Source organism: Nostoc sp. CCY0012, assembly GCF_963920855.1.
Classification (GTDB): Bacteria; Cyanobacteriota; Cyanobacteriia; order Cyanobacteriales; family Nostocaceae; genus Cyanocohniella.
The window spans coordinates 21,512-43,710 of sequence record NZ_CAWUDM010000050.1; the positions used below are offsets into that span (position 1 = coordinate 21,512).

Consider the following 22,199-nt stretch of genomic DNA (forward strand, 5'->3'; position numbering starts at 1 on the left):
GTAAATCATGGTTGACCAATACATATTCTCTGGAAGTCTACCGGAAAATGCCAGTACCTACGTCACGCGAGAAGCTGATGCTGATTTATATGCAGGATTGACAGCGGGAAAATTTTGTTATGTATTAAATTCGCGCCAAAGTGGAAAATCTAGCTTGCGTGTGCGAACTATGCAGCGATTGAGAGAAGATGGTGTACAGTGTGCTGCAATTGACCTTTCTGCGGGTGGTATTCAGAATGTCCCGCCTGAACAATGGTATGCAGATTTAATTGACACCCTCATTGATAGTTTTGCAGTAGATTTAGATTTTGGTGATTGGTGGGAGGCGAATCAGTTAAATTCATTAGTCACACGATTTCGCAAGTTTATTGAAGAAGTATTACTTGTTGAAGTTCGAGAAAATATCGTTATTTTTATTGATGAAATTGATAGTGTTCTGAGTCTGAATTTTCCTACAGATGACTTTTTTGCTTTAATTCGTGCTTGTTATAATAAACGTGTTGATAATCCTGAATACAATCGTCTCACTTTTTGTTTATTGGGGGTGGCATCACCTAGCAATTTAATTGAAGATAAACAGCGTACTCCGTTTAATATTGGTCAAGCTATCAGCCTCAAGGGTTTTCAATTACATGAAGCGGAACCATTAGAAACAGGTTTGCGTGGTAAATTTAGTCATCCCCAAGAGATAATGCAGGAAATTTTGCAGTGGACGGGGGGACAACCATTTTTGACGCAAAAACTGTGTCAGTTTATGGTGGAAGAATCGGAACAAGAAAATCCTCGCTCTGTTGCAGAAGTTGTCAAGTCACGGATTATTGAAAATTGGGAATCGCAAGATGAACCTGAGCATTTACGCACGATTCAAGCCAGGATTCTTAGAGATGAACAACGGGCGGGATATTTATTAGAACTGTATCAACAAGTGCGGCTGAGTGAGGAAAAATCTGAGGTAACAGCAGATGATACATTAGAGCAAAGTGAATTACAGCTTTCTGGCTTAGTGGTGAGACAGCAAGGTAAGCTGAAAATTTATAACCAAATTTATCGGGAAATATTTACAGGAAATTGGATTGAAAATCAATTAAAAAATCTGCGTCCATATGCTGAGAGTTTTCGCTTTTGGGTAGCTTCTGGCGGTGTTGATGACTCAAGACTGCTGCGAGGAAAAGCATTAGAAGAAGCGGAAGCATGGGCGAAGGATAAGAATTTAAGTTATCAGGATAAACAGTTTTTAGCAGCGAGTAAAGAGAAGGAAATTCAGGAAGAAATTGCTGCTAAGGAAAAAGAAGCAGCTTTGGAAAGAGAAAGGAAAGATAGGGAAGCGGCGGAAGCCAGAAATCAATTACTGAGTCAGGCTAATAAGAAAGCTCAACAACGAATTAGTATTGGAGTTGTGATTTTGGTTTTAGCAGTTCTGGGTGCAGGAATTGTGGGGCTGTTGTCAAGACAGCAAGTGAAAAGTGCAAATGCTAACGTTAATGAAGCCCGAAAAAATGCTGAAACTGCACAGGACAATGAACGCAAGGCGAAAGTGAGTGCTGAACAAGCCAAGGAACAAGAAAAGAAAGCTAGAGAAAATGAAGAATTAGCACGAAAAAAAATAGTAGCATCTGAAAAAACTGCTATAGATGCACAGCAGCAAGAACAAATTGCTAAACAAAGTGCGATGAAATTTGAGGAAGATGCTCAAACAGCAAAACGGAATTTAGAGACAGCACAGAGTGATTTAAATACGAGAAATCAGGAACTATCTGATACTACTAATCAGCTTAGTCTGGCGCAAAAACAAGAATCAGAGATTTTGGCAAAATTGACAAATAAAGAAACTGAATTAAATCAAATCAGTGCCAAAAATGAAGAAGCTCAAAGCGAAGTTGAAACTGTGAGAAACCTTGTGCAACTAGCTGGAGAATTAAGGCAAAATCAAAATTCATCAGATTCAGATGAAGCTTTAAGATTAGCTGCACTGTCATTTAATATTGAGGAAAATCATCACCTTAAACAAACATTGTTATTTGCTGCTAAGTCACAAGCGTATCAAAGATTAGAAAACTGGAATAAGGCGAAGTCAGCAAGTGAAAAAAGCAATGATTATCTAGCTAAAATAGATAAAAATAAATTAAATGCTGATGAGCAGCACCTACAAACTCAAGTCTTATTTTATAGATATCAAGGTGGCTTATTACATAACGATAAAAAATATAATGAAGCAATAAAATCTTATAAGACGGCATTTGATCTTTTAAATAATTATCCAAATAAAACTGATTTTACTAAAGAGAATCAGTTGATTACAGCCGAAAATATTGAAGCTGTTCATCGAGAGCTAATCAAGCTAGTTTCTCAAAATAATACAGAAGAATCGTTAAAAAAAGAGGTGGAAGCATCCCTTACTAAACATTTATATGCTCAACTTGAATATTTTTTAAAGGCAAACAATTGGGAAGCCGCAGACCGACAAACAGACCGGCTCATGCTCAATATTGCTAGAAGGGAAGAAGACGGATTTTTTGATTTAGAACAAAATAATAACTTTTCTTGTCCAGACCTACGAAAAATAGACCAACTTTGGGTGAGCAATTCAAACCAACGTTTTGGCTTTAGTGTGCAAAAGGAAATATGGATTAATACCGGAAACAGGCTGGGTGTCCAACTAGCAGATTGGACTAGCGAAGATACAGAAAATTATCTGAAGTTTGCCAAGGCAGTAGGATGGTATGATGAGAACAAAGGAAATGAAACCAGAAGCTCAAGAGGCGAATTTGTGAGTTATGTGGATCTGATGAGGGGTATAAAAGATAACCCAATAAGATATGGGGGTAGCCTACCATCCTGGCATCCTGGAAGTTATTTTAAATTAAATATAAACAGTGATTCGATATTTCCTATTTTTTTATATTTGTTCTTCTCTCACGCTGCGACTTGTAAAGTGTAACATATAAAGCTTTCCGACTAGTGTAAACATTTGTCACAGCCTCCTTTTCCACGCAATAATCAGTATTTCACAATTCCGATACCTGGCAGCCCCTTCGGGGAAATCAAAAGTCAAAAGTCAAAAGTTTATTTTTTTAGCTTTCCTTTAGTCGTTACGATTGATTTAGTAATAATCTTAATTAACTGTTCGCATTCATTTAAAAGGCTTACTATTTTATCTTCAGGCATTATCTCTGACTTAACTAAAAGCTTTACCAGTATCTCGTTTCTTTTGCTTCTTTAAGAGCTATTGATTGTTTGCTGATAAAATCCTTATCACTCTCGGCAGAACGAGATTCTTCAATATTTGCGCCTATTGAAGTTCCCGACCTAAATAACTGATTAGCTAATAATCTGGGTGTACCCTGTTGTTGATCTAAATAGGAACAAAGTTTCGTTATTCTAACAGCAAATTCAAAAGCTCTATCAGGAATTGGGATGTAATTACTCATAAGCGAGTCGTCATTTAAATTGCATTATTTTCATGCTGGTAAAAGCTGCAAACCCTCTACCTTGCCCCCTGCTTCCCTGTGGACTCAATGTGCAAATTAAATGCTTAACAGCTTACTCAAAACTATACCAAAGCTCAAGTATTATTTTTGACTTTTGACTTTTGACTTTTGACTTCCCCAACGGGGCTATGTGGTAGCTAAATCCTGATTGCAAGTTACGTTTAGGGCGAGACATAAAGTAGAAAAGTAGATTGTGATCCCCCCTAGCCCCCCTTCAAAAGCTACGGTGTACACACAAGTCTTATCAAGTTGCCTAACAGCGTTTCGATCCCCCCTAGCCCCCCTTCAAAAGGGGGGAAAATTTCTTAAAGTCCCCCTTTTTAAGGGGGATTTAGGGGGATCAATCTACATTTTGTACGCAGCACAAAGATGTGTGTACACTTTAGCCTGCAAGGAGAGAGACTTTAAAAGCTTAATTTTTCAAATAGCAATCAGATTAAACCCCGTAACTCAACGAGTTGAAATTGTTCTATCAAACACGTAAAAAATACCGAAAATACTGAGATTTAGGCTAAACTAATGCCATTGTGTGAGGAGTGAACGATGGCAAGTAAGAGGTTTGTGCAGTTATGCTCATTGGGATTTATTAGTGGTTGTTTTGTTCTTGGCATTGGTATTGGTATATTTATTCGCTTTGGACAACTGCAACCTTCAGATGCTGCTACTACATTCACCGAACCCGATTCATTTCCCTTTGCTGTACCCGAACCCAAGCCACCATTAGGAGAAGAGGAAACTTTTCTAGACACCATCACCATTAAAGCTGTTGGGGATATTATTCCTGGAACTAACTTCCCTGATTATAGATTGCCTCAATCTAAGCATAAATTATTGCCACAGTCTTTGAGAAGTCACCTGCAAGGAGCCGATATTTTGCTGGGTAACTTGGAAAGTACTTTAACCAACCATCCTTACACTGCCAAAGATATTAGTCGGGGACAAGTTTTTGCCTTTCGCTCCCCACCCACTTATGCGGCGCTATTTGCTGAAGTGGGGTTTAATGTCTTCCACATAGCAAATAACCATGCAATGGACTTTGGTACGGTGGGTTTCCAAGATACAGTAAAAAACCTCAAAGATGTTGGTATCGCCACACTAGGTCATAAAAATCAAATTCTCTATTTAGAAGCTAATAATACTGCGATCGCCTTGATCGGATTTGCTCCCTATGATATGTATAATTCTATGCATAATCTGGCGGCAGCACAGGCACTTATAGCAGAAGCTAAAAAGAACGCCAAGATTGTTGTAGTATCTATGCACGCTGGAGCGGAAGGAACAGCAGCACTGCATGTTAAAAATCAAACTGAATATTTCTACGGTGAAAACCGAGGTAATTCCATCGAGTTTGCCCGGAAAATGGTTGATGCTGGAGCCGACTTAGTATTAGGACATGGCCCTCATGTTCCCAGAGCGATGGAAATGTATAAAGGAAAACTCATAGCTTATTCTTTAGGTAATTTTCTGGGATATCGGACATTATCCACAACTGCTCAGACTGCATACTCAATGATTTTAGAAGTACAACTGAGCGCCCAGGGAGATTTAGTGGCAAGTAAAATTATCCCAGTGCATTTAAATCGCCAAGGAATCCCCGAAATCGATCAACGTTTTCGCACTGTGGGACTTTTGCGGGAATTGAATCAGAATCAACATCTTGTTGGGCCCATTAAAATTAACAATGCAGGGGAAATTGTGTTGCTCAACAATAATGCCAGTGTTGCGAATTAAAGAGCAAAGGTAAGGAGTGGTACAATAACAGCGACAGCACTTTATAAAACTCAAATAGTTTCTAAGTAGTTCCAAAACTGGATGTTGCAATAATGTCAACTTGAAGAATTCTTATTTGATGTGTGTAAGCTCCTATGGTCAAGCGATCGCTCCAAGCATCATTCGCCGGAATTCAACAAGCTAAAAAAGCGTTTGCTTATAAGGGGTGGACACAAGAAAATTTGGCTTTTGAAGTTAACTTAAAGACTCGCCAACCAATTTGGCGGTTTTTTAGTGGGCGTCCCATTGAGCGTCATATCTTTATAGAAATTTGTTCTGTGTTGTCGTTGAATTGGCGGGAGATTGCGGCTAATGCTCCAGAAGAATTTTCTGAATCAAAAGAACTTGGTGCTGCTGAATTTTTAGATATTGATGCTCTAGTACAACAAGTGCGATCGCAACGCTTTGAGAAAATTCAAGACCAGTGCGGCACTTTGCAGTTATTAGATGTTAGTCGCCCCGTTAGAATCGAGGACATTTACATAGATGTCAACATTTTGGAGGAGATTGCCAGCTTTCAGTGGTTAGAGTTTGCTGACTTGCAAAAGTTTACATCCAAAGAATTTGATCGCTTTGGTTTAGGTGAAGTATCTCAAATAGAAATCGCGGGAATCACGGCAGTTCAAACTTACTCAAAGCTACGGGTGTTGGGTAAACCGGGAGCAGGTAAAACCACTTTTTTACAACATCTGGCGATTCAATGCAACCGAGGTAGATTTGCTGCAAATCGGGTTGCTGTTTTTGTCACCTTAAAAGATTTTGCCGACGAAACGAGAGTTGCAGGAGAGTTCAATTTACTCAACTATATTTGCAAGGAATTCTTTACCTGTGGGATTGCAGATCCATCTGTGCTGGAAACTTTGTTGTTGTCAGGCAGAATGTTGGTGTTGCTGGATGGATTAGATGAAGTGCTTCATCAAGAAAGGAAGGGTGTCGCCAATGAGATTCGCAGATTCTCTGAAAAGTATCAAAAGAATATATTTGTCGTCACCTGCCGCACGGCGGCTAAAGCTTTCAACCTGAGACGCTTTACAGATGTTGAAATTGCCCCATTTAGTCAAGACCAAATTGTTGCTTTTGCTCAGAAGTGGTTTACAGCCCTTACAACAACAAACATCCAGAATCAACAAGAACAGGCAATTGAGTTTATTCAGAAACTAGATTTACCAGAAAACTTACAATTTCGTAGACTTGCCGTCTCACCCTTGTTTTTGCATCTCGTCTGCTGGGTTTTTCATCACCAGAACAAATTCCCAAACCAAAAAATTGCGTTTTATAAGCAATGTTTAGACCTCCTCCTGGGCAAATGGGATGAAACTAAAGCAATTGAACGGGATGAAGCGTACGAAGGTTTCTTCTTATCACAAAATCTGAAGTTGCTGAGTCAGGTTGCTAGCGCCACATTTGACCAGGGGAATTACTTTTTTGAACAACGCATTGTTGAGCAATACATTAGCGATTATATCTGTGATTTACCGAATGCTTCGACGGAACCAGAGGAATTGCAATTAGATAGTGAAGGGGTACTTCAGGCGATAGAGTTACAACATGGATTACTAGCAGAACGAGTGCGGGGGATTTTCTCCTTCTCTTATTTGACGTTTCAAGAATACCTAACTGCTCGAAAAATCGTTGCCAGTTATAATTTACAAACATTAGAACAACCGTTAGAACGTCTGGTGAGTCATATTACTGAACCCAGGTGGCGTGAAATCTTTTTGTTAACGGTTGCCATGCTGCGGAGTGCAGATTTACTAGTACTGTTGATGAAGCAGAAAGTTGATGCACTAGTGGCTGAAGATCCATATTTGCAAAAATTTTTGACTTGGGTAAATCACAAGTCCCTTGCTGCTCCCCCCCAGCCTACTGCAATTCGCGCGTTTTACCTTGCTCTGGCTCGAACTCCTCACCTGATCTCGCACTTTGCTCTTCTCTGCATCTTCGATCAAGATATTTTTTTAGATGCCGCATTAGATAACCTAGTAATGGAATGCACTATTGACTGCAAATCTAATTTTGCCGATGTCCATGCCTGCGATGATGCTTTGAGTTATACTTTAGCGATCGTTCAAGATGCTGGCTTACATCAAGCTTTACAACAACTTAAAGACCTACTGCCTGATCCAGAACAAAGTAAAGAGAGGTTTCAGACATGGTGCCAAAGAAGTTATCCTGCCTGGATGGAACTGTTAAAAACTGCGATCGCCAGGCATCGAAACATTGAGCATCACTGGCACTTCAGCCCACAGCAACAGCAAGTATTGCAACAATATTATGATGCCAATCAGTTGCTTATCGATTGTCTCAATAGCAACTGTGAGGTAACAGGCGTTGTGCGGCAGCAAATTGAAGCTAGTTTGTTGTTGCCGAGAAAAGAACTCTCCAAGCGGTTTAAAAATCTCCTAGCATTTATTAGAGACTAGTAGCGCTGCGCGGAAGTCAAAAGTTTACCCTGAGCTTAGTCGAAGGGTCAAAAAGCTTATCAAACAGGCTGTTTGACGATTTCAAATGGTATGCCTATTTACGCCGTGCTGTACTAAGTAGAACAGGGTAAATAATTAAAGGTTTGTAGTGAGAACTTTAGTTCTCAAATCAGGACTAAAGTCCTGACTACGAACTGAACTTCAATAATTTACATCCCACATTCCGCACCCCCCGGTGTCACAATCGGTAATTTCGTATTTTTGAATTCATTTTAGGATGTTTTTTATACAAAAAGGTCGAAATCTTAGGTGGCGATCGCTAATCCCAAACCCCCAAACGACCATTTTTCGTTGTGTGACAGTTTAGGGTGCGGAAGATGGGTTACATTACTTTACATAGTTTGATTTTTTCAAGTCGTTCTACTTAGTACTTGATTTCTCATCAGCTTAAATGAGCATTAATGATATTGAAGTCTTGCTGTAATTGTTTGTCAAAATTGGATTTTTGGATAACTTCATCTCAGGAGGCACTATAACTTTTGAAGTCTTTGATTTGTTTGACTAAATCAGAGTTGTCTTGTTGCATGAAGCTTCCCCTACCGTTCTGCTAGTACTCTGATTTCATAAATTTCTCGCTGAATGAAATCGGATGTAAACATCAAGTGCTTACCAATACTGTTTACAAAGAAGAATCTCTGATTACGAGATTGGTGGCTAAATTTGATTTGTTCCCCTCGGCAAGAGTAGATTTTACCCCGAATTAAATCGGTAGATTTAAACATTTTCCACCTCCTCATACTCCTTATCAAAAACATACTTACAGCAGACTTCAGAAGTCAGGATTGACTACGCCCCACTGCGCTAACAGAAGTCAAACAGCCTTCATGCTGGGGTTTGAGACTTAGATTGTTTACAACACCCAGCTTGAAATTTGCTGTATGTCGTCCGCAAATCTGCTTCGGGAAGGAGGATCATACTTTCTGCACCAACTCTGCCAAAGTCAGGCTCTAGCCCTAATGCCATCTCAATGAGATACATCCATCTGCCATATTCAGGTGTGTAGCTCCGTACAATCCCTTCTCCACCAACAAAGCTCACCCATTGGGTATTGCGAAACTTAGGCCTCCTCATGAAGGTTGCAGTCATGCGTAAGACTCCTCAATTCATAGTTGATACTTTCTGTTTTATTAAAAAAAATCAAATATATTATGTATCTTTTTAAGTAAAAATGTAAGATATAACCTGTATCTTTGGAATGTTTTAAGTGTAGATTATGCAATTTATACGTAATTCAAACATTTGATATGGCAATCCTAAATCATTAAAGATTAAATCCCCGACTTTGTAAAAGTTGTCGAGGATCTGGACACAGCACATTTTTTACTTTTTCATAATTAAAATTAGTGGCTCTGTACCTCAATTACGAATTACGAACTCGTACTGAGCGTAGCCGAAGTATTACGAATTATCTGTGCCTCGTCCACTCAAATTCGTAATCATCAATACCAATTGAGTAAGCTCTATCGGTTTAGCTAGATGCATTTGGAAACCAGCATCAATTGCCGTTTGCCGCTCTTGCTCGGTGGCATAGGCAGTGATTGCTGCTGCTGGAATTTGTCCCCCAACTTCAGCTTCAAGCGCTCTCACCTGACGAATCAGGGAAAAACCATCCTCCTCTGGCATCCCAATATCTGCTAGAAGCACATCATATTTGCCAGGAGATTCAGTTAAAGCAGCGATCGCTTCCTTTGCCGATGTCACAACCATTACTTCAGCCCCGAAGTCTTCTAACATCGACTTGATTAAGTCGCGGCTATCCGCTTGATCGTCTACAGCCAAGATGCATAAACCTTCAAGGATAAGGGGTGCATTTTTAACATCTAATGTGTCCAGAGTCTCTGACAAAACGCTCGGCTCTAAATAAGTTGGCGGTGTAATCTCCAACGGCATTGAGCGCAGAGGCAGCCTAACGGTGATCGTGGTTCCTAGTCCCTCACCTGGGCTTTGCGCTTGAACTGTTCCACCGTGAAGTTCTATCAGATGACGGACAATTGACAAGCCTAATCCAAGTCCCTGAGTTGTTTTGCTGCTGCTGGAATCTCCTTGGCGGAAGCGATCGAAAACATAAGGCAGCAAGTCTTCCCGGATGCCAATTCCTGTGTCGCTGACTCGAATTTCAGCGTGAGTAGATACAGCTTCGAGCATAATTGCCACTCGCCCACCGGCTGGAGTGAACTTAATGGCATTAGAAAGTAAATTCCACAGAACTTGCTGTAAACGGTCAAAATCTCCGACAACCGTCGCTGAGTTCAACTCTGAAACAATTTCAATGCTTTTCGCCTCTGCGGAAAATTCGATAGACTCAATGGCGGCATTCACTACTGAAACTAGATCGATTAGATGAGTATTTAAATGAAGCTTGCCACTCGTAATTCGGGAGACATCCAGCATATCATCGATTAACTGAGCTTGCACCTTAGCACTCCGCTCCACCACTTCCCAGGCACGAATGATTGCTTCTGAATCTAAATTGCGGGTGCGGAAAAGTTGCGCCCAGCCCAGTATAGTATTAAGCGGGTTACGAAGTTCATGGGAGAGGTTCGACAGGAATTCATCTTTGGCTCGGTTGGCAATTTCCGCCTGTTGACGGGCTGACTGCTCCTGTGCTAGAAGCTCGGATCGCTCTAACTCTAAATTTTTACGATCGCTAATATCTTCAATGGCCAGCAAAATCATTTGAGACTCGCCCTGCTCAATAATTTTCCAACCATTGAGCAGCATGGTTTTCTCCCCAATCCGCTCAAAACTATGCTCTACTTCCCAGTTGTTAATACTGGTATCGTTGGCGAGAATATCTTCTAAGCGCGATCGCAGTCCGGGTAGGTTCCATTGACCATTCCCTAGTTCAAAAATCAGAGATTCTGCTGTCTCTGATGGTGAAACCTGAAATGTTTCATAAAACGAGCGATTGGCTTTGTTCACCCGGAAATCAGAATCAAGGACGATTAACGGCACTTGTACCGTCTCCACAATCCCTTCAGCGTAATTCCGGGCTTGTTCTAAGGTTGCGGCACTGCGTTTAAGAACATCAATATCTATTAACACCAACACTACACCGTCAATCTTGTTTTCTGTAGTGCGATAAGGACGGATGCGGAGGTTGTACCAATGTCCCCCCAGAGTTTGGACTTCTAATTCTTTGATGCTGAGTGTGTCCAGAACCTCCAAAATTAGAGTTTCTAACTCAGGAACATCGAGATTTGCTCTGATGTCGCTCAAAGGTCGTCCAGCATCGGTGAGAATCAAATTGAAAAGTCGCTGCGCCATTGGCGTAAAACGGCGAATCCGTAAGTCTAAAGTCAATATCAAAATGGGAATATTGATACTGGCAAGTAAATTCGTGAGATCGTTATTAACTTGGTGTAATTCCAGATTTCGACTACGAAGTTCTTCATTAGTGGTGTTGAGTTCTTCGTTGGTTGCTTGAATCTCTTCTTTGGCAGTTTCTAGCTCCTCATTGGTGCTTTGCAACTCTTCATTACTAGAGAGGATTTCTTCATTGGCAACTTTCAGGTCTTGATTGATATGCTCCTGCTCTTGGATCACCGCTTGCAGATATTCTTGAGTTGCAGTCCGCTCTTTAATGGCGGTTGCAAGTTCAAGCCTGAGCTGAACAATCTCCTGGGCTAAGTCTGACTGCTCTTCGCTCTCAGGATTTACTGTGCTGGGGTTGTTAATTATGGGTGGGGCTGATTCAAATAAAACCAGAAAGTAGAGTTCTTCGCCAGTCCCAGGGTCGAATGGAATCACCTCAAGATTGATGATTTTTGCCAGATCGCCCTCTTCAATTCGTAACCCTTCTCTTCTAACGAGAATTTTTTGCCGTTGTGCCTGATAAATTGTGGCGCGTAGCTCGATGAGCAAACCCTCGCGCACCATTTTGAATAAGTTAAGACTCGGTTTACCCGGTACAAGTTTGAGGTAGAGATCGATTTCTCCCCGAAATTGCAGCACGTCCATCTTGTCGTTGATTACTACACCCACTGGGGCATAGCGATTCAAGATTAGTTGGTCAGTTTTTTTCTCTAAATCAAACTCATCCGATGGATTCTCATCGGTCGGCTTCGATTCGTTCACTTTTACTATGGGATAATTGCTGGTAATGAACGAAAAGGTTGGACGAATTGCAGTTAGCTTTTTGTTATAGATTTTATACTTTTTGTCAATTAGAGTAAACCAGTCCGAATATTTACCTGTGCTTTCTGAAGTCCCTAGCAGCAGGAAGCCAGTCGGATTAAGACTGTAATGAAAGATGGGCAATATCCGTTTTTGCAACGTTTCGTCCAAGTAAATCAGTACATTCCGGCAGCTAATTAAATCTAAGTTAGAAAAAGGGGGATCGCTGCCCAAGTCTTGCCTAGCAAACACACACAGTTCGCGCACAGCTTTGTTAATTTGATATCTACCGCCCTCAAGGGCATTAAAAAATCTGCGGCGGCTCTCTGATGAGACTTCCACCATTTGATTCTCTGCATAAATACCCGTTCTCGCTTTGTCAATGGCGATCTCGCTGATGTCTGTGGCAAAAATTTGGATCGGCGGCGAGGTGACTTTATTTGATAAAAACTCCAGCAAGGAGATAGCGATGGAATACACTTCTTCACCCGTCGAACACCCAGCTACCCAAATCCGAATCGGCAACTCTGCTGATTTGTTTTCGATGATGGTAGGAAAGACTCGCTCTTTCAACACTTCAAATGCTTCGGGATCGCGGAAAAAATGGGTGACGTGGATCAGAATTTCTTCATACAGTGCCTTGACTTCACTCGGATTCTCTTGCAAATACTGGGCATAATCCTCCAAGCGTTCTAGTTTATACAACAGCATTCGCCGCTGGATGCGGCGATCGAGGGTGTTGGGCTTGTAGTGGCTGAAGTCAACGCCAGTTTGCGATCGCAGTAATACAAATATAGTCGCCAGGGCATCTCCCTGTTCGGGCAACTTCTCAACTGCGATCGGTGGCAAAGAGTTAGCAATAAAAGGATTGCGACTGAGGTTTACCAGTTCCTCGGCGATTTTTTGCGGCGGTAGCACAAAATCCACATTCCCGGTAGCAACAGCAGTATTGGGCATACTATCGAATTTTGCCGTGTCTTCACACTGAGCAAAAGTCACGCCTCCAGCTGCCTTGATTGCCTTCAGCCCCAGTGAACCGTCTCCATCCGCCCCAGATAAAACTACTGCGATCGCTTTGTGCCCTCGATCTGCTGCCAATGAAGTAAAGAACGCATCACCAGGCATATATTTACCCTGAACTTTCTCTCGCGGCGTGAGTTGCAACACTCCAGCAGACAGCATCATCTTAGTGTTAGGCGGAATGATGTAAACCTTGTTAGGTTCTACAGTCATGCCATCTTGCACTTCAATAACAGGCATTTTAGTTGTTCTTGCCAGAATCTCGCTTAATAGACTCTTGTGGTTAGGGTCTAAGTGTTGAATCAGCACAAATGCCATCCCTGTATCGGTAAGCAAATGGCTGAGTAACTGCGTAAATGCCTCTAATCCACCCGCAGAGGCGGCAATGCCAACGATGGGAAATAAAACATCTTTATTGTCTTGTTGCTCTACGTCGAACACTTCATTAGCGGTAGATTCAGATACAGGTTGTTCAGAGGGTTGATCGGATGTCATAGGATTAAGTTTAGTACCGCAATAGTTTAGCAACTAAAGGTTTATATTTTAGATTCAGTTTACTTACTTGCCCTTTATTTAATAATAGTTTGAGTATAAATTAAATAAATTAAGGCTGCTTTGGGTGGTGCGCGTTCGCGTTAGCGTCTCTGAAAGAAAAGCGTCTCGCCCAGAAGCGCAGCGCCAGCGCGATAGGCAGGTAGTAGGGAATCAGACTTTTCGAGTTATGCCGATTTTTTTCCCGCAATCCAACAGGAGTCTTAATATTCCCAAAATATAAACTATAAACCATGTAAGTTTTCTAAATCCAAGTCACTGCCACGAAGTAAGAAGCTAAAATAAATCCAATACCAATAATTCCGCTACTCAAAAGCAAAATTAATTGAGTTAAGTCATTCATGTGATAAATCCTGAGATTAATCCTATCGGTTATCAAGTTAATTAGTAGTATTTGAAAAATATTTATCCCTATCCATAAATGACCCATAGTATTAATTCTCACAACTTAAATTACTACATCTAAGACATTAATTAAAGCTAGTTTGCATGAGGATGGGGATTATTAGCAATTGCTAAAATGCCAAGTACAGCCACAAAATCATCAACAACTACGGGTTTAGCAACGCATAGACTAAACCCAGCTAAAAGAGCGTGTTGATACATATCTTCTCTTACAGTGCTTGTCAGAGCGATCGCTGGTACTACTTTGCCTCGCTCTCCCGTAAGTGTTCTCACTTGGTGAATCAGAGCATAGCCATCCTGATTTGGCGTGGAGATATCACTTAAGAGGATATCTGGTTGCCATTGCAAAAATATTTCTAGAGCTTGTCCTAAAAATGCCGCTTGCACGCTCACACCATATGATTGCAACATCGGCGTGAACGACTTGCAAAAATTGACATCATTATCTACAAGAAGTACTCGTAGCCCTTGAAGAAATGAAGGATGAGTAGGAAATTTATTATTTATATACATTACAGTGTCAAAATTGAGGTTTTATTGAGCTTTGCAATGTTCTTAAGTTGTACATCTATTGTGCTTGCTTGAAGTTCAATAAATGTCTCATCAGTATGTACAAAAATAGCAGAGACAATGTATTTAAATTACTCTTAATGATAATCAGCTTTAAATCGGATTCCGATAGTTGACCTGACTAAACATAAATTTTATTAACAGTGTTTACTATAACATCCTATTGTTATAGTTTATGTTTGAATAGATGTTTTAATAGTGTATATCTTCATATAATATGTATATTTTATGAAAAACTTTCTGATATAGAAACATTTAAATTATTCCGATGAGCGATAACTTTTCCCTGAAGGGGTAGGGCGAACGCATCTAAATAATCAAGGTAAAATTCCCCAACACTCCACCAGACTTAGCGAAGCGAGAAAGTAAATATTGAATTGCCCAGGTGCGATCGCTCTCTTCTAACAATGACAGCAGCCGTATCGCCTCATTAGTTACTCTGTCCGCAATAACCAAAAGCCGCTATAAGTCATACCGGAATCATCAGGCTGCACTAACAAAAAGTGTAATCCTTGACTCTGCTGTTGACGCTGTTGATAAAGTTGCGCCGCCGCAGTTACTTCTGCATCCTCAAAGGTGGCAACAATCCACCTATCCGCTAAACTAGCTTCTAAGATTAAACCATCTGGCGCACCAGCTATGTAATTCAATGCTACAGGGTGCGCTTGTGCTAACCATCGTGCTAAACGCATTGATTGCTTTCCTCCGTAGATGACTACACCAGGGACGGGTACTGTTGATGCTAAACCCAAATTTATGGGTTGGAGAAATTCTGGTACAGACAAAATAGGAATGGGGCGTTGGGCAAATATATCTATGAGTTCACCTGCTGGGAGTGTTGCAAAACGCCATTGTTCGCCCCAGAGGTTTTCTGGTAGTGGTGCTGGGGGTGGTTTATCTACAGTTACAGGATATTGCTTTTCTTGCAACCATTGTTTTAATGCCAAGGTGTGGCGAGTGGGTTCGACATTAATGCCTAAGTTGCGTCCCGCTGCTTGAATTAAACTCAAGGACTGGGGGCGAAATACTTGAATTACACGGGGAAATTGTTCTTCGGCTGCTAGCTGGAGTTGGTCTGTCACCCAGGTGGCATTGGCTTCTGACTGGGGGCAGGTGGCTGTATACTCGAAGCTACGATTAGGATCACAAATCAATAGCTCCCAGAGAATTTGTCCATTGGGATCTTTTTGTGGACTACGATAAAAATCGGCTTGCCAAGTTTTCATGTTTTTTGCCTCGCGCAAAGGCGCAAAGGCGCAAAGAAGAATGCAAAAGTATGATTAGTGTCAGTATTACAAAAAAAGGGGGCAGATAATCCACCCCTTATATCTAACCAGGAAACTTAAAATGCTTTACACTATCACCTTAGCCAAAATTGGTGACACACGGGTAGCGATTTCTGGTACATAGACTTGGGAAACGTAGTCGGCTATCATTCTGTCTGTGTTGAATAGAGGGGCATTGGTTTTAATTGATGCTTTCATCATTTGTACCCAGCGATGGGGGATACCTTGGGCATCTTGGTCGTAGTATAGAGGTACGATTTCTTCTTCTAAGAGCTGATAGAGCGATCGCGAATCAATTCGGTCTTGTAGTTCTTGGTCGCTAGTATGGGCGTCTTCTCCTATGGCCCAACCGTTAGTGCCTTTACCGTCGGGCCCTGCTTGGTAACCTTCACACCACCAGCCGTCTAGGACGCTGCAATTAATTCCCCCGTTGAAGCAGACTTTTTGCCCACTGGTACCAGATGCTTCTAAGGGACGGCGGGGGTTGTTTAACCATACATCGACACCTTGCACTAGTTTTTGTCCGGTGTAAATGTCGTAGTCTTCAATAAAAGCGACTCGGTTGAGAATCCCAGAATTTTGGCACCATTCCATTAAGCGCTGGATGATGCGTTTGCCTTCTTCATCTGCTGGGTGGGCTTTACCGGCAAAGATGATTTGTACGGGACGTTGAGCATTACCAAATATTTTTAATGCTCGTTCGGCATCTCGCAAAATTAAATCGCCACGTTTGTAAGGGCTGAAACGTCTGGCAAATCCAATTGTCAGGATTTTGGGGTCAAGTAAGTTATCTGTGGCTTGAATGAGTTTGTAATCTTCACCACGTTGTTCTCTGGCTTTCTTGACTTTGTAGCGGGTGTAGGCTACCAGTCTTTCTTTGAGGATGAGATGTAGCGACCACAGTTTTTCATCGGGTATGTCGTCAACTTTCGCCCACATTTTGGGGTCAACGGCACGTGTTTTCCAGTCTGCGCCTAGATATTGATTATATAGGTCAGCTAATAAAGGTGCAGTCCAAGTGGGTGCATGAACGCCATTGGTAATGTAACCGATGGGTACTTTGTCTTCAGTCCGGTTGGGGAAGAGAACTGTCCACATTTTGCGGGAAACTTGACCGTGCAATTCACTCACACCGTTACAGGTGCGACACATCCGCAAAGCCAAAACGGTCATCCCGAAGGGTTCCCAAGGGTCACCGAGTCTACGTGCGCCTAATGCCAAAAATTGCTCGCGGGAAAGTCCCAGTTGTGGCCAGTAGTGGGCAAAGAACGAGTCAATTAAATCGGGAGAGAACACATCGTGTCCGGCGGGGACAGGGGTGTGGGTGGTAAATACACAACTATTACGTACTTGGGCTTCGATGTCGTAGAAAGATTTACCTGTGCACTCAATTTCTAGTCTGGCAATTTCTAAGGTACAGAAGGCGGCGTGTCCTTCGTTGAGGTGATAGACGGAAGGTTTAATTCCTAAAGCATCTAAAGCCTTGACACCACCAATTCCTAATACAACTTCTTGAGCAATGCGGGTTTCTAGGTTACCACCATACAAATGTCCTGTTAACCAACGGTCAATGGGATCATTGTCATGGCGATCGCTATCTAGTAAATATAAACTGACTCGCCCTACTTGTACGCGCCAAATTTGTACTTTTACCTGGCGTTGGCGAATTTCTATTTGGATGGTGACTGGTTCCCCTTGGTCATTGGTAATTAACTCTAAGGGCATCCGGTGGAAGGGATTATCGAGATAGTAATCTTCTTGCCAACCTTGGCGATTTAAGCGTTGCCGAAAGTAACCTTGGCGATACAATAATCCTACCGCAACCATCGGGACACCCAAATCTGATGATGATTTCAGGTGGTCTCCGGCTAAAATACCCAAGCCGCCAGAGTAGACGGGTAGAGATTCATGGATGCCAAATTCGGCGCAAAAATAAGCTATGGGGCGTTCTTGCGAAACTTTGGGGGCTACGCGACTTACCCAAGTATCTTGCTGCGCCATGTAAGTATCAAACTCTTGGGCTAAGGCGGAAATCTGCTTGAGGTAAAGTGGATCTTCTGCTAATTGGGTGAGGCGTTCGTAAGTTGCGGACTCTAAAATTGCTACTGGGTTATGTCCACAGCGTTCCCATTCTTGGGGGTCAATGGTTTGGAATAGAGCAATGCGATCGCTTGTCCAACACCACCAATAATTATAAGCCAAATCTGCTAATCTTTTGAGGGGCAAAGGTAACTTCTGCGCCAAGTGAGTTGCTGCTGTCATTGCACTGCTATTAGCCATACAAATCTACACTTTTAGTTAATTTTTTCTCTATTTCACTTAACATCTGCCCCCAATTAATCTACCTTTCAACTTAATTTTTTATTGGTAAATTATTCTCTAAAAGTAGGAGCAAGTTATAGACATCACATTTTTTTGGTTTCTGTCTTGTTCGAGATTATCCTGTTTCTCGCTAATTTAGATATTTTTATACATCAAATTACTTGACATTATTTTAAAATATTTATTTTATTATTAAAATTTATTTAGAATTTGATTATAAGCAAACAAAATTTCACATTACATCTAAATAATAGTCAATTAAAATCAAAACTTTTGTTTAATATATTTTTTTGATACACTTCTTTCAGGGATTGTACTTAAAAGGTGGAGCGTGCGCCCAATCCCTGAGTCACCAAATTTATTTAAGTTTCCGCATTTTAGCCATATAATTCAGCAGAGTTACAATAACTATCAAAGTGTAGCAAGCATAAATAGCCACACTGAAAGTCAGAAATACTGGTAGATTAAGCCTTTTAATTAAAATTACTGTTCCTAGGCTAAAAATTGTACTAGCTACAAAAGCTAATAAATTTTTATTCAAAATATTCTCCTATGAATTATTTGGTGTTAAATTACTAATAATGGATTTCTATATCTAAATACCGTAAGCAATGTTACGTTTGGAGCTATTTTAATTTTTTTAAATTAGTTTAATATTGCCCTAAGTTAAATTCCTTACTTAATTGATGCCAGAGCGATCGCTTGCGCTAACTTGTCAGTTCGCATGGTGGCGGATATGGTCTTCAATAAAACTAGCAATGAAATAATAACTATGGTCGTAGCCTGCTTGGTAGCGTAAATTTAAAGGCTGGTTAACAGACGCGCAAGCTTGCTCAAACACTTCTGGTAATAACTGTTCAGCTAAAAACTTATCACCAGTACCTTGGTCAATCAAAATAGAACTGTGGTATCCCACTTGTTTGATTAATTCACTAGCATCATAGGTAAGCCATGTGTCTTGATTACTTCCTAGATAACGACTGAAAGCTTTTTGTCCCCAAGGACAACGCATAGGTGCAGTGATGGGTGCAAAAGCAGATACAGATTTATATAGTTGGGGGTTTCGCATGGCACATACTAGGGCCCCATGTCCTCCCATTGAATGACCAAAAATACCTTGTTTCTTTGGTTCTATGGCAAAGTTGGCTGCAATTAAAGTAGGTAATTCCTCAACGACATAACTATACATTTGGTAGTGCTGACTCCAAGGTTTTTCTGTAGCGTCAACATAAAACCCTGCACCTGTACCAAAATCCCAATCATCATCTTCACCTGCAATACCAGTATTACGGGGGCTGGTATCTGGTGCAACCAACATCAAACCGTACTCAGATGCGTAGCGTTGCGCCCCCGACTTTGCCATAAAATTTTCTTCAGTGCAAGTCAACCCAGAGAGGAAATAAAGTACGGGTACTGGTTGTTGAGTGGCTTGTGGTGGTTGATAGACAGCAAAGCGCATTTCACCATTGCAAGTTGAGGAAGCGTGAGAGTAAAAACCGAGTTTACCGCCAAAGCTTTGATATTCTGAAAGTAGGTTGAGGTTGGTCATGAGTCAAGCATGATGATATGAGGCTTTGACGCTATTATTCCATCAAATTATCACTTACAGGTTCACCTGGATACAAGCGATCGCCTCGCTAAAACTTTATTTCCTCAGTTAGCTGGAGATGGAGAGAGATTTACTAAGAAATTGACTAAATCACTGTGGCTAGTGAAATCTAACAACGCCTCGGCTAATTCCTCTAGTTGAGTAATGGATAATGTTTTAATTTGTTGTTCTACATCAGGTTGAATATTACCAAACCGACGTGTCAAAAGACGCAGAATCAGTTGTAGCGCCTCTTGTTTCTTCCCTCTTTCTTCCCCCTGTTGCAATCCCTTTTGCAAAATATCTTGATAAATTACAGACTCTTGCATAATTTCCTCTCGAAAAAATTGTGTAATCAAACTTTTTTCAAACCGCAAACCAGCTAAAACCTGAACACAAGCTGATATATTGTGTCGTTCGTCCGCTTCTTCAATCATATCGACACTAGCGGCGACTTGGGCTAATAACTCTGGTGGGGAGTTGGTTTTGGTTAATGTCGCCAATGGTAACAGTGCAGAGTTGGCTAAAAATGATGTGGGATCTTCTTCCCACAAACGAATCACCCGATATCTATGGGTAGTATTTTTATCTACATATTGCGTGTTAAATACAGTTTCCGACGAGGTAGGTTGTAAGAAAATCAACACCTGTTCAATATCACACCAGTATTGACGTTTTAATCTGGTGTAATAATCTAACATCCGAAAATCAAGGGGGGGTGTGGATTTAGGTGAAGTCTGAAACTCTAAATGTAAGATTTGATTGGCGGCTTGCAGCAATATCACTGCATCAGCGCGTATGGGTTCTGGGTTTAATTCAGTTTTGAGTACCTGGATATCAGATGTATCGGATGATAGTAACCATCTGGCAAATTCTACAGGGTAGGTTTCGGCAAGGTATTTGCAAGTATTATCGTAACTCAAGGCGATCGCTCTCTTGTCTGATTACTTTTGTCAGGGAAATGCAACCCCGACTTGTACAGAAAATCGGGGTTATGGTTGCAAGTTATAAAACTGAAATCTGACGAATTAAAATACTCATCACCTCACCAGAGTTAGCTGTTGGTAGTAACTGACTCCAGTCGCCGACGCTTGCATAACCGATCGCCTGCAAAAAGTGTATTGTACTGGTGACGGCTTTGGGCGAACCAATCAATAAATGTTTTATCGGTTCTCTTTGAGACAAGGGCTTTACTGTAGATTGCTTGAGGGTGGGTGTATCAAAGCTTTCGTTTCTCAAATACTGTTGTGGTGGTACTTGAGTGAGGTTTTGCTGGTCTACGAACTTTTGAACTTGTGCCATGATAATAATTGACTCCTAGTTGGGGGTTTAAAGAAAGGCGATCGCGGACTCTTCCAAAAGGGCGATCGCCTTTCTCATACTTATTGATATATAGTATAATTTTATACTTGTAAACTATTAGTTTCCCAAAACTTGCATCCCTATTTATCAACTTCCAAACTCAGTAAAACGGGCATTGCATAAATGCGGGATAATTTGCCAAGAATGAACTTAGATTCTTTGCGCCTTTGCGCCTTTGCGTGAGTTCAATTTATCCCCTAATTTTTCCGAAATTGAGGATAATACTGTGGAAGCTTCAACAAGATGCGTCTATCTCACACCTGCTCATGGATGAACAGCGCCTACAGGCTTATTATCAGCTAATTCAAGACCTGCTCAGTTGCCCCAATGGAGAAAAACAAGAGATATTAGCCGCTAATGCAGAATTGCTTGATGCTGGCTTTTTGGAGATTTTGTTAGCAGCAACAGAGTACTACTCACAGCAGGGAGAAGAAAATACGGCAAATTGGCTGAGAAACCTAGCAACACAACTCAGCGCAGCGCTGGACTTACCAGCAACATCTCCAGCAGGTGGTGAAACGTCTACTCTCACCCCAGAAGTTATGGAGATTTATGGGCAATTTTTAATAGAAATACTACGAACAACAGCAGACAGCAACGACGATGCTCAAGTAATTTACCCATTGCTGGCAGCAAATACCGATAAGCTCAATCATATTTTTGCAAAATTATTGCGCCTTTGGGCAACAAATACCCTAGCAGAAGCGGAACCAGATACAGCAACATTCATCGCCGCAGTAATTGGGAATTTTAGTAATCTGATTCAGCAGTTCCCCTTGGGTAGCAAAGCCAGCAACATGGAAATTGCGATCGCTGGCTACGAAATCGCCCTAACTGTTTACACCCGCAGTGCCTTTCCCCAACAATGGGCAACGGTGCAAAATAATTTGGGAAATGCTTACCGTGACAGAATATTAGGAGAACGAGCCGAGAATATTGAACAGGCGATCGCTGCTTTTACCTATGCTCTGGAAGTTAGAACCCGCAGCGCCTTTCCTATAGATTGGGCTGCAACGCAAAATAATCTGGGAGCTGCTTACGGTGACAGAATATTAGGAGAACGAGCCGAGAATATTGAAAGTGCGATCGCTGCTTATTCTGCTGCACTGGAAGTTTATACCCGCAGCGCCTTTCCCCAACAATGGGCAATGACGCAAAATAATCTGGGGAATGCTTACGGTAACAGAATATTAGGAGAACGAGCCGAGAATATTGAAAGTGCGATCGCTGCTTATTC

14 protein-coding genes and 1 pseudogene are annotated in these 22,199 nt (G+C 41.4%); 4 read left to right on the forward strand and 11 right to left on the reverse strand.

Annotation, left to right across the window (positions count from 1 at the left end):
* Window positions 1-7 precede the first annotated feature (7 nt).
* The gene (locus ACM0OS_RS15940) at window positions 8-2,938 is read left to right on the forward strand and encodes an AAA-like domain-containing protein (protein ID WP_414544171.1); all 2,931 of its coding nucleotides are present in this window, start codon (window positions 8-10) and stop codon (window positions 2,936-2,938) included.
* A gap of 250 nt (window positions 2,939-3,188) precedes the next feature.
* Here the strand turns inward: ACM0OS_RS15940 and ACM0OS_RS15945 are convergent, their stop codons facing one another.
* Window positions 3,189-3,428 (reverse strand): four helix bundle protein, encoded by a 240-nt coding sequence (locus ACM0OS_RS15945; RefSeq protein ID WP_414544172.1) that lies wholly within the window; start codon window positions 3,426-3,428, stop codon window positions 3,189-3,191.
* Window positions 3,429-4,031: 603 nt separating this feature from the next.
* Here ACM0OS_RS15945 and ACM0OS_RS15950 point away from each other — a divergent pair.
* Together ACM0OS_RS15950 and ACM0OS_RS15955 are read left to right on the forward strand one after the other, a co-directional pair.
* Window positions 4,032-5,219: a CapA family protein gene (locus ACM0OS_RS15950; protein WP_414544173.1), complete on the forward strand. Its 1,188-nt coding sequence runs from the start codon at window positions 4,032-4,034 to the stop codon at window positions 5,217-5,219.
* A gap of 134 nt (window positions 5,220-5,353) precedes the next feature.
* Complete coding sequence (locus ACM0OS_RS15955) at window positions 5,354-7,681, forward strand: NACHT domain-containing protein (protein ID WP_414544174.1); 2,328 nt, start codon at window positions 5,354-5,356, stop codon at window positions 7,679-7,681.
* Between the two features lie 596 nt (window positions 7,682-8,277).
* Here ACM0OS_RS15955 and ACM0OS_RS15960 read toward each other — a convergent pair.
* The 10 genes from ACM0OS_RS15960 to ACM0OS_RS16005 all read right to left on the reverse strand — a co-directional run bounded on the left by ACM0OS_RS15960 (window position 8,278) and on the right by ACM0OS_RS16005 (window position 20,905).
* Window positions 8,278-8,463, reverse strand: a complete 186-nt coding sequence (locus tag ACM0OS_RS15960) for a hypothetical protein (RefSeq protein ID WP_414544175.1) — start codon at window positions 8,461-8,463, stop codon at window positions 8,278-8,280.
* Between the two features lie 100 nt (window positions 8,464-8,563).
* The gene (locus ACM0OS_RS15965; RefSeq protein WP_414544176.1) at window positions 8,564-8,827 is read right to left on the reverse strand and encodes a hypothetical protein; all 264 of its coding nucleotides are present in this window, start codon (window positions 8,825-8,827) and stop codon (window positions 8,564-8,566) included.
* A 312-nt stretch (window positions 8,828-9,139) separates the two neighbouring features.
* Window positions 9,140-13,372: a chemotaxis protein CheB gene (locus ACM0OS_RS15970; RefSeq protein WP_414544177.1), complete on the reverse strand. Its 4,233-nt coding sequence runs from the start codon at window positions 13,370-13,372 to the stop codon at window positions 9,140-9,142.
* Window positions 13,373-13,909: 537 nt separating this feature from the next.
* A complete protein-coding gene (locus tag ACM0OS_RS15975) occupies window positions 13,910-14,347 on the reverse strand; it encodes a response regulator (protein ID WP_414544178.1) in 438 nt (145 codons plus the stop codon).
* A gap of 366 nt (window positions 14,348-14,713) precedes the next feature.
* Window positions 14,714-14,860: a hypothetical protein gene (locus ACM0OS_RS15980; protein ID WP_414544179.1), complete on the reverse strand. Its 147-nt coding sequence runs from the start codon at window positions 14,858-14,860 to the stop codon at window positions 14,714-14,716.
* Entirely contained in the window at window positions 14,839-15,630 is a 792-nt protein-coding gene (locus ACM0OS_RS15985; protein WP_414544180.1) for a Tab2/Atab2 family RNA-binding protein, read from the reverse strand. The genes ACM0OS_RS15980 and ACM0OS_RS15985 overlap by 22 nt, the downstream gene beginning before the upstream one ends.
* Before the next feature lie 126 nt (window positions 15,631-15,756).
* Window positions 15,757-17,970: an alpha-glucan family phosphorylase gene (gene glgP / locus ACM0OS_RS15990; RefSeq protein WP_414544181.1), complete on the reverse strand. Its 2,214-nt coding sequence runs from the start codon at window positions 17,968-17,970 to the stop codon at window positions 15,757-15,759.
* Window positions 17,971-18,727: 757 nt separating this feature from the next.
* A complete protein-coding gene (gene fghA, locus ACM0OS_RS15995; RefSeq protein WP_414544182.1) occupies window positions 18,728-19,561 on the reverse strand; it encodes an S-formylglutathione hydrolase in 834 nt (277 codons plus the stop codon).
* 104 nt (window positions 19,562-19,665) lie between these two features.
* Complete coding sequence (locus tag ACM0OS_RS16000; RefSeq protein ID WP_414544183.1) at window positions 19,666-20,523, reverse strand: Rpn family recombination-promoting nuclease/putative transposase; 858 nt, start codon at window positions 20,521-20,523, stop codon at window positions 19,666-19,668.
* A gap of 82 nt (window positions 20,524-20,605) precedes the next feature.
* Window positions 20,606-20,905: a hypothetical protein gene (locus tag ACM0OS_RS16005; protein WP_414544185.1), complete on the reverse strand. Its 300-nt coding sequence runs from the start codon at window positions 20,903-20,905 to the stop codon at window positions 20,606-20,608.
* Window positions 20,906-21,228: 323 nt separating this feature from the next.
* Here ACM0OS_RS16005 and ACM0OS_RS16010 point away from each other — a divergent pair.
* Window positions 21,229-22,199 (forward strand): annotated as a pseudogene (locus ACM0OS_RS16010) (hypothetical protein); the annotation flags it as partial.

Bases quoted from the DNA above. Each gene is read 5' to 3' on its own strand.
- ACM0OS_RS15940 (WP_414544171.1), top strand. From the start codon at position 8: ATGGTTGACCAATACATATTCTCTGGAAGTCTACCGGAAAATGCCAGT.
- ACM0OS_RS15945 (WP_414544172.1), bottom strand. From the start codon at position 3,428: ATGAGTAATTACATCCCAATTCCTGATAGAGCTTTTGAATTTGCTGTT.
- ACM0OS_RS15950 (WP_414544173.1), top strand. From the start codon at position 4,032: ATGGCAAGTAAGAGGTTTGTGCAGTTATGCTCATTGGGATTTATTAGT.
- ACM0OS_RS15955 (WP_414544174.1), top strand. From the start codon at position 5,354: ATGGTCAAGCGATCGCTCCAAGCATCATTCGCCGGAATTCAACAAGCT.
- ACM0OS_RS15960 (WP_414544175.1), bottom strand. From the start codon at position 8,463: ATGTTTAAATCTACCGATTTAATTCGGGGTAAAATCTACTCTTGCCGA.
- ACM0OS_RS15965 (WP_414544176.1), bottom strand. From the start codon at position 8,827: ATGACTGCAACCTTCATGAGGAGGCCTAAGTTTCGCAATACCCAATGG.
- ACM0OS_RS15970 (WP_414544177.1), bottom strand. From the start codon at position 13,372: ATGACATCCGATCAACCCTCTGAACAACCTGTATCTGAATCTACCGCT.
- ACM0OS_RS15975 (WP_414544178.1), bottom strand. From the start codon at position 14,347: ATGTATATAAATAATAAATTTCCTACTCATCCTTCATTTCTTCAAGGG.
- ACM0OS_RS15985 (WP_414544180.1), bottom strand. From the start codon at position 15,630: ATGAAAACTTGGCAAGCCGATTTTTATCGTAGTCCACAAAAAGATCCC.
- glgP (WP_414544181.1), bottom strand. From the start codon at position 17,970: ATGGCTAATAGCAGTGCAATGACAGCAGCAACTCACTTGGCGCAGAAG.
- fghA (WP_414544182.1), bottom strand. From the start codon at position 19,561: ATGACCAACCTCAACCTACTTTCAGAATATCAAAGCTTTGGCGGTAAA.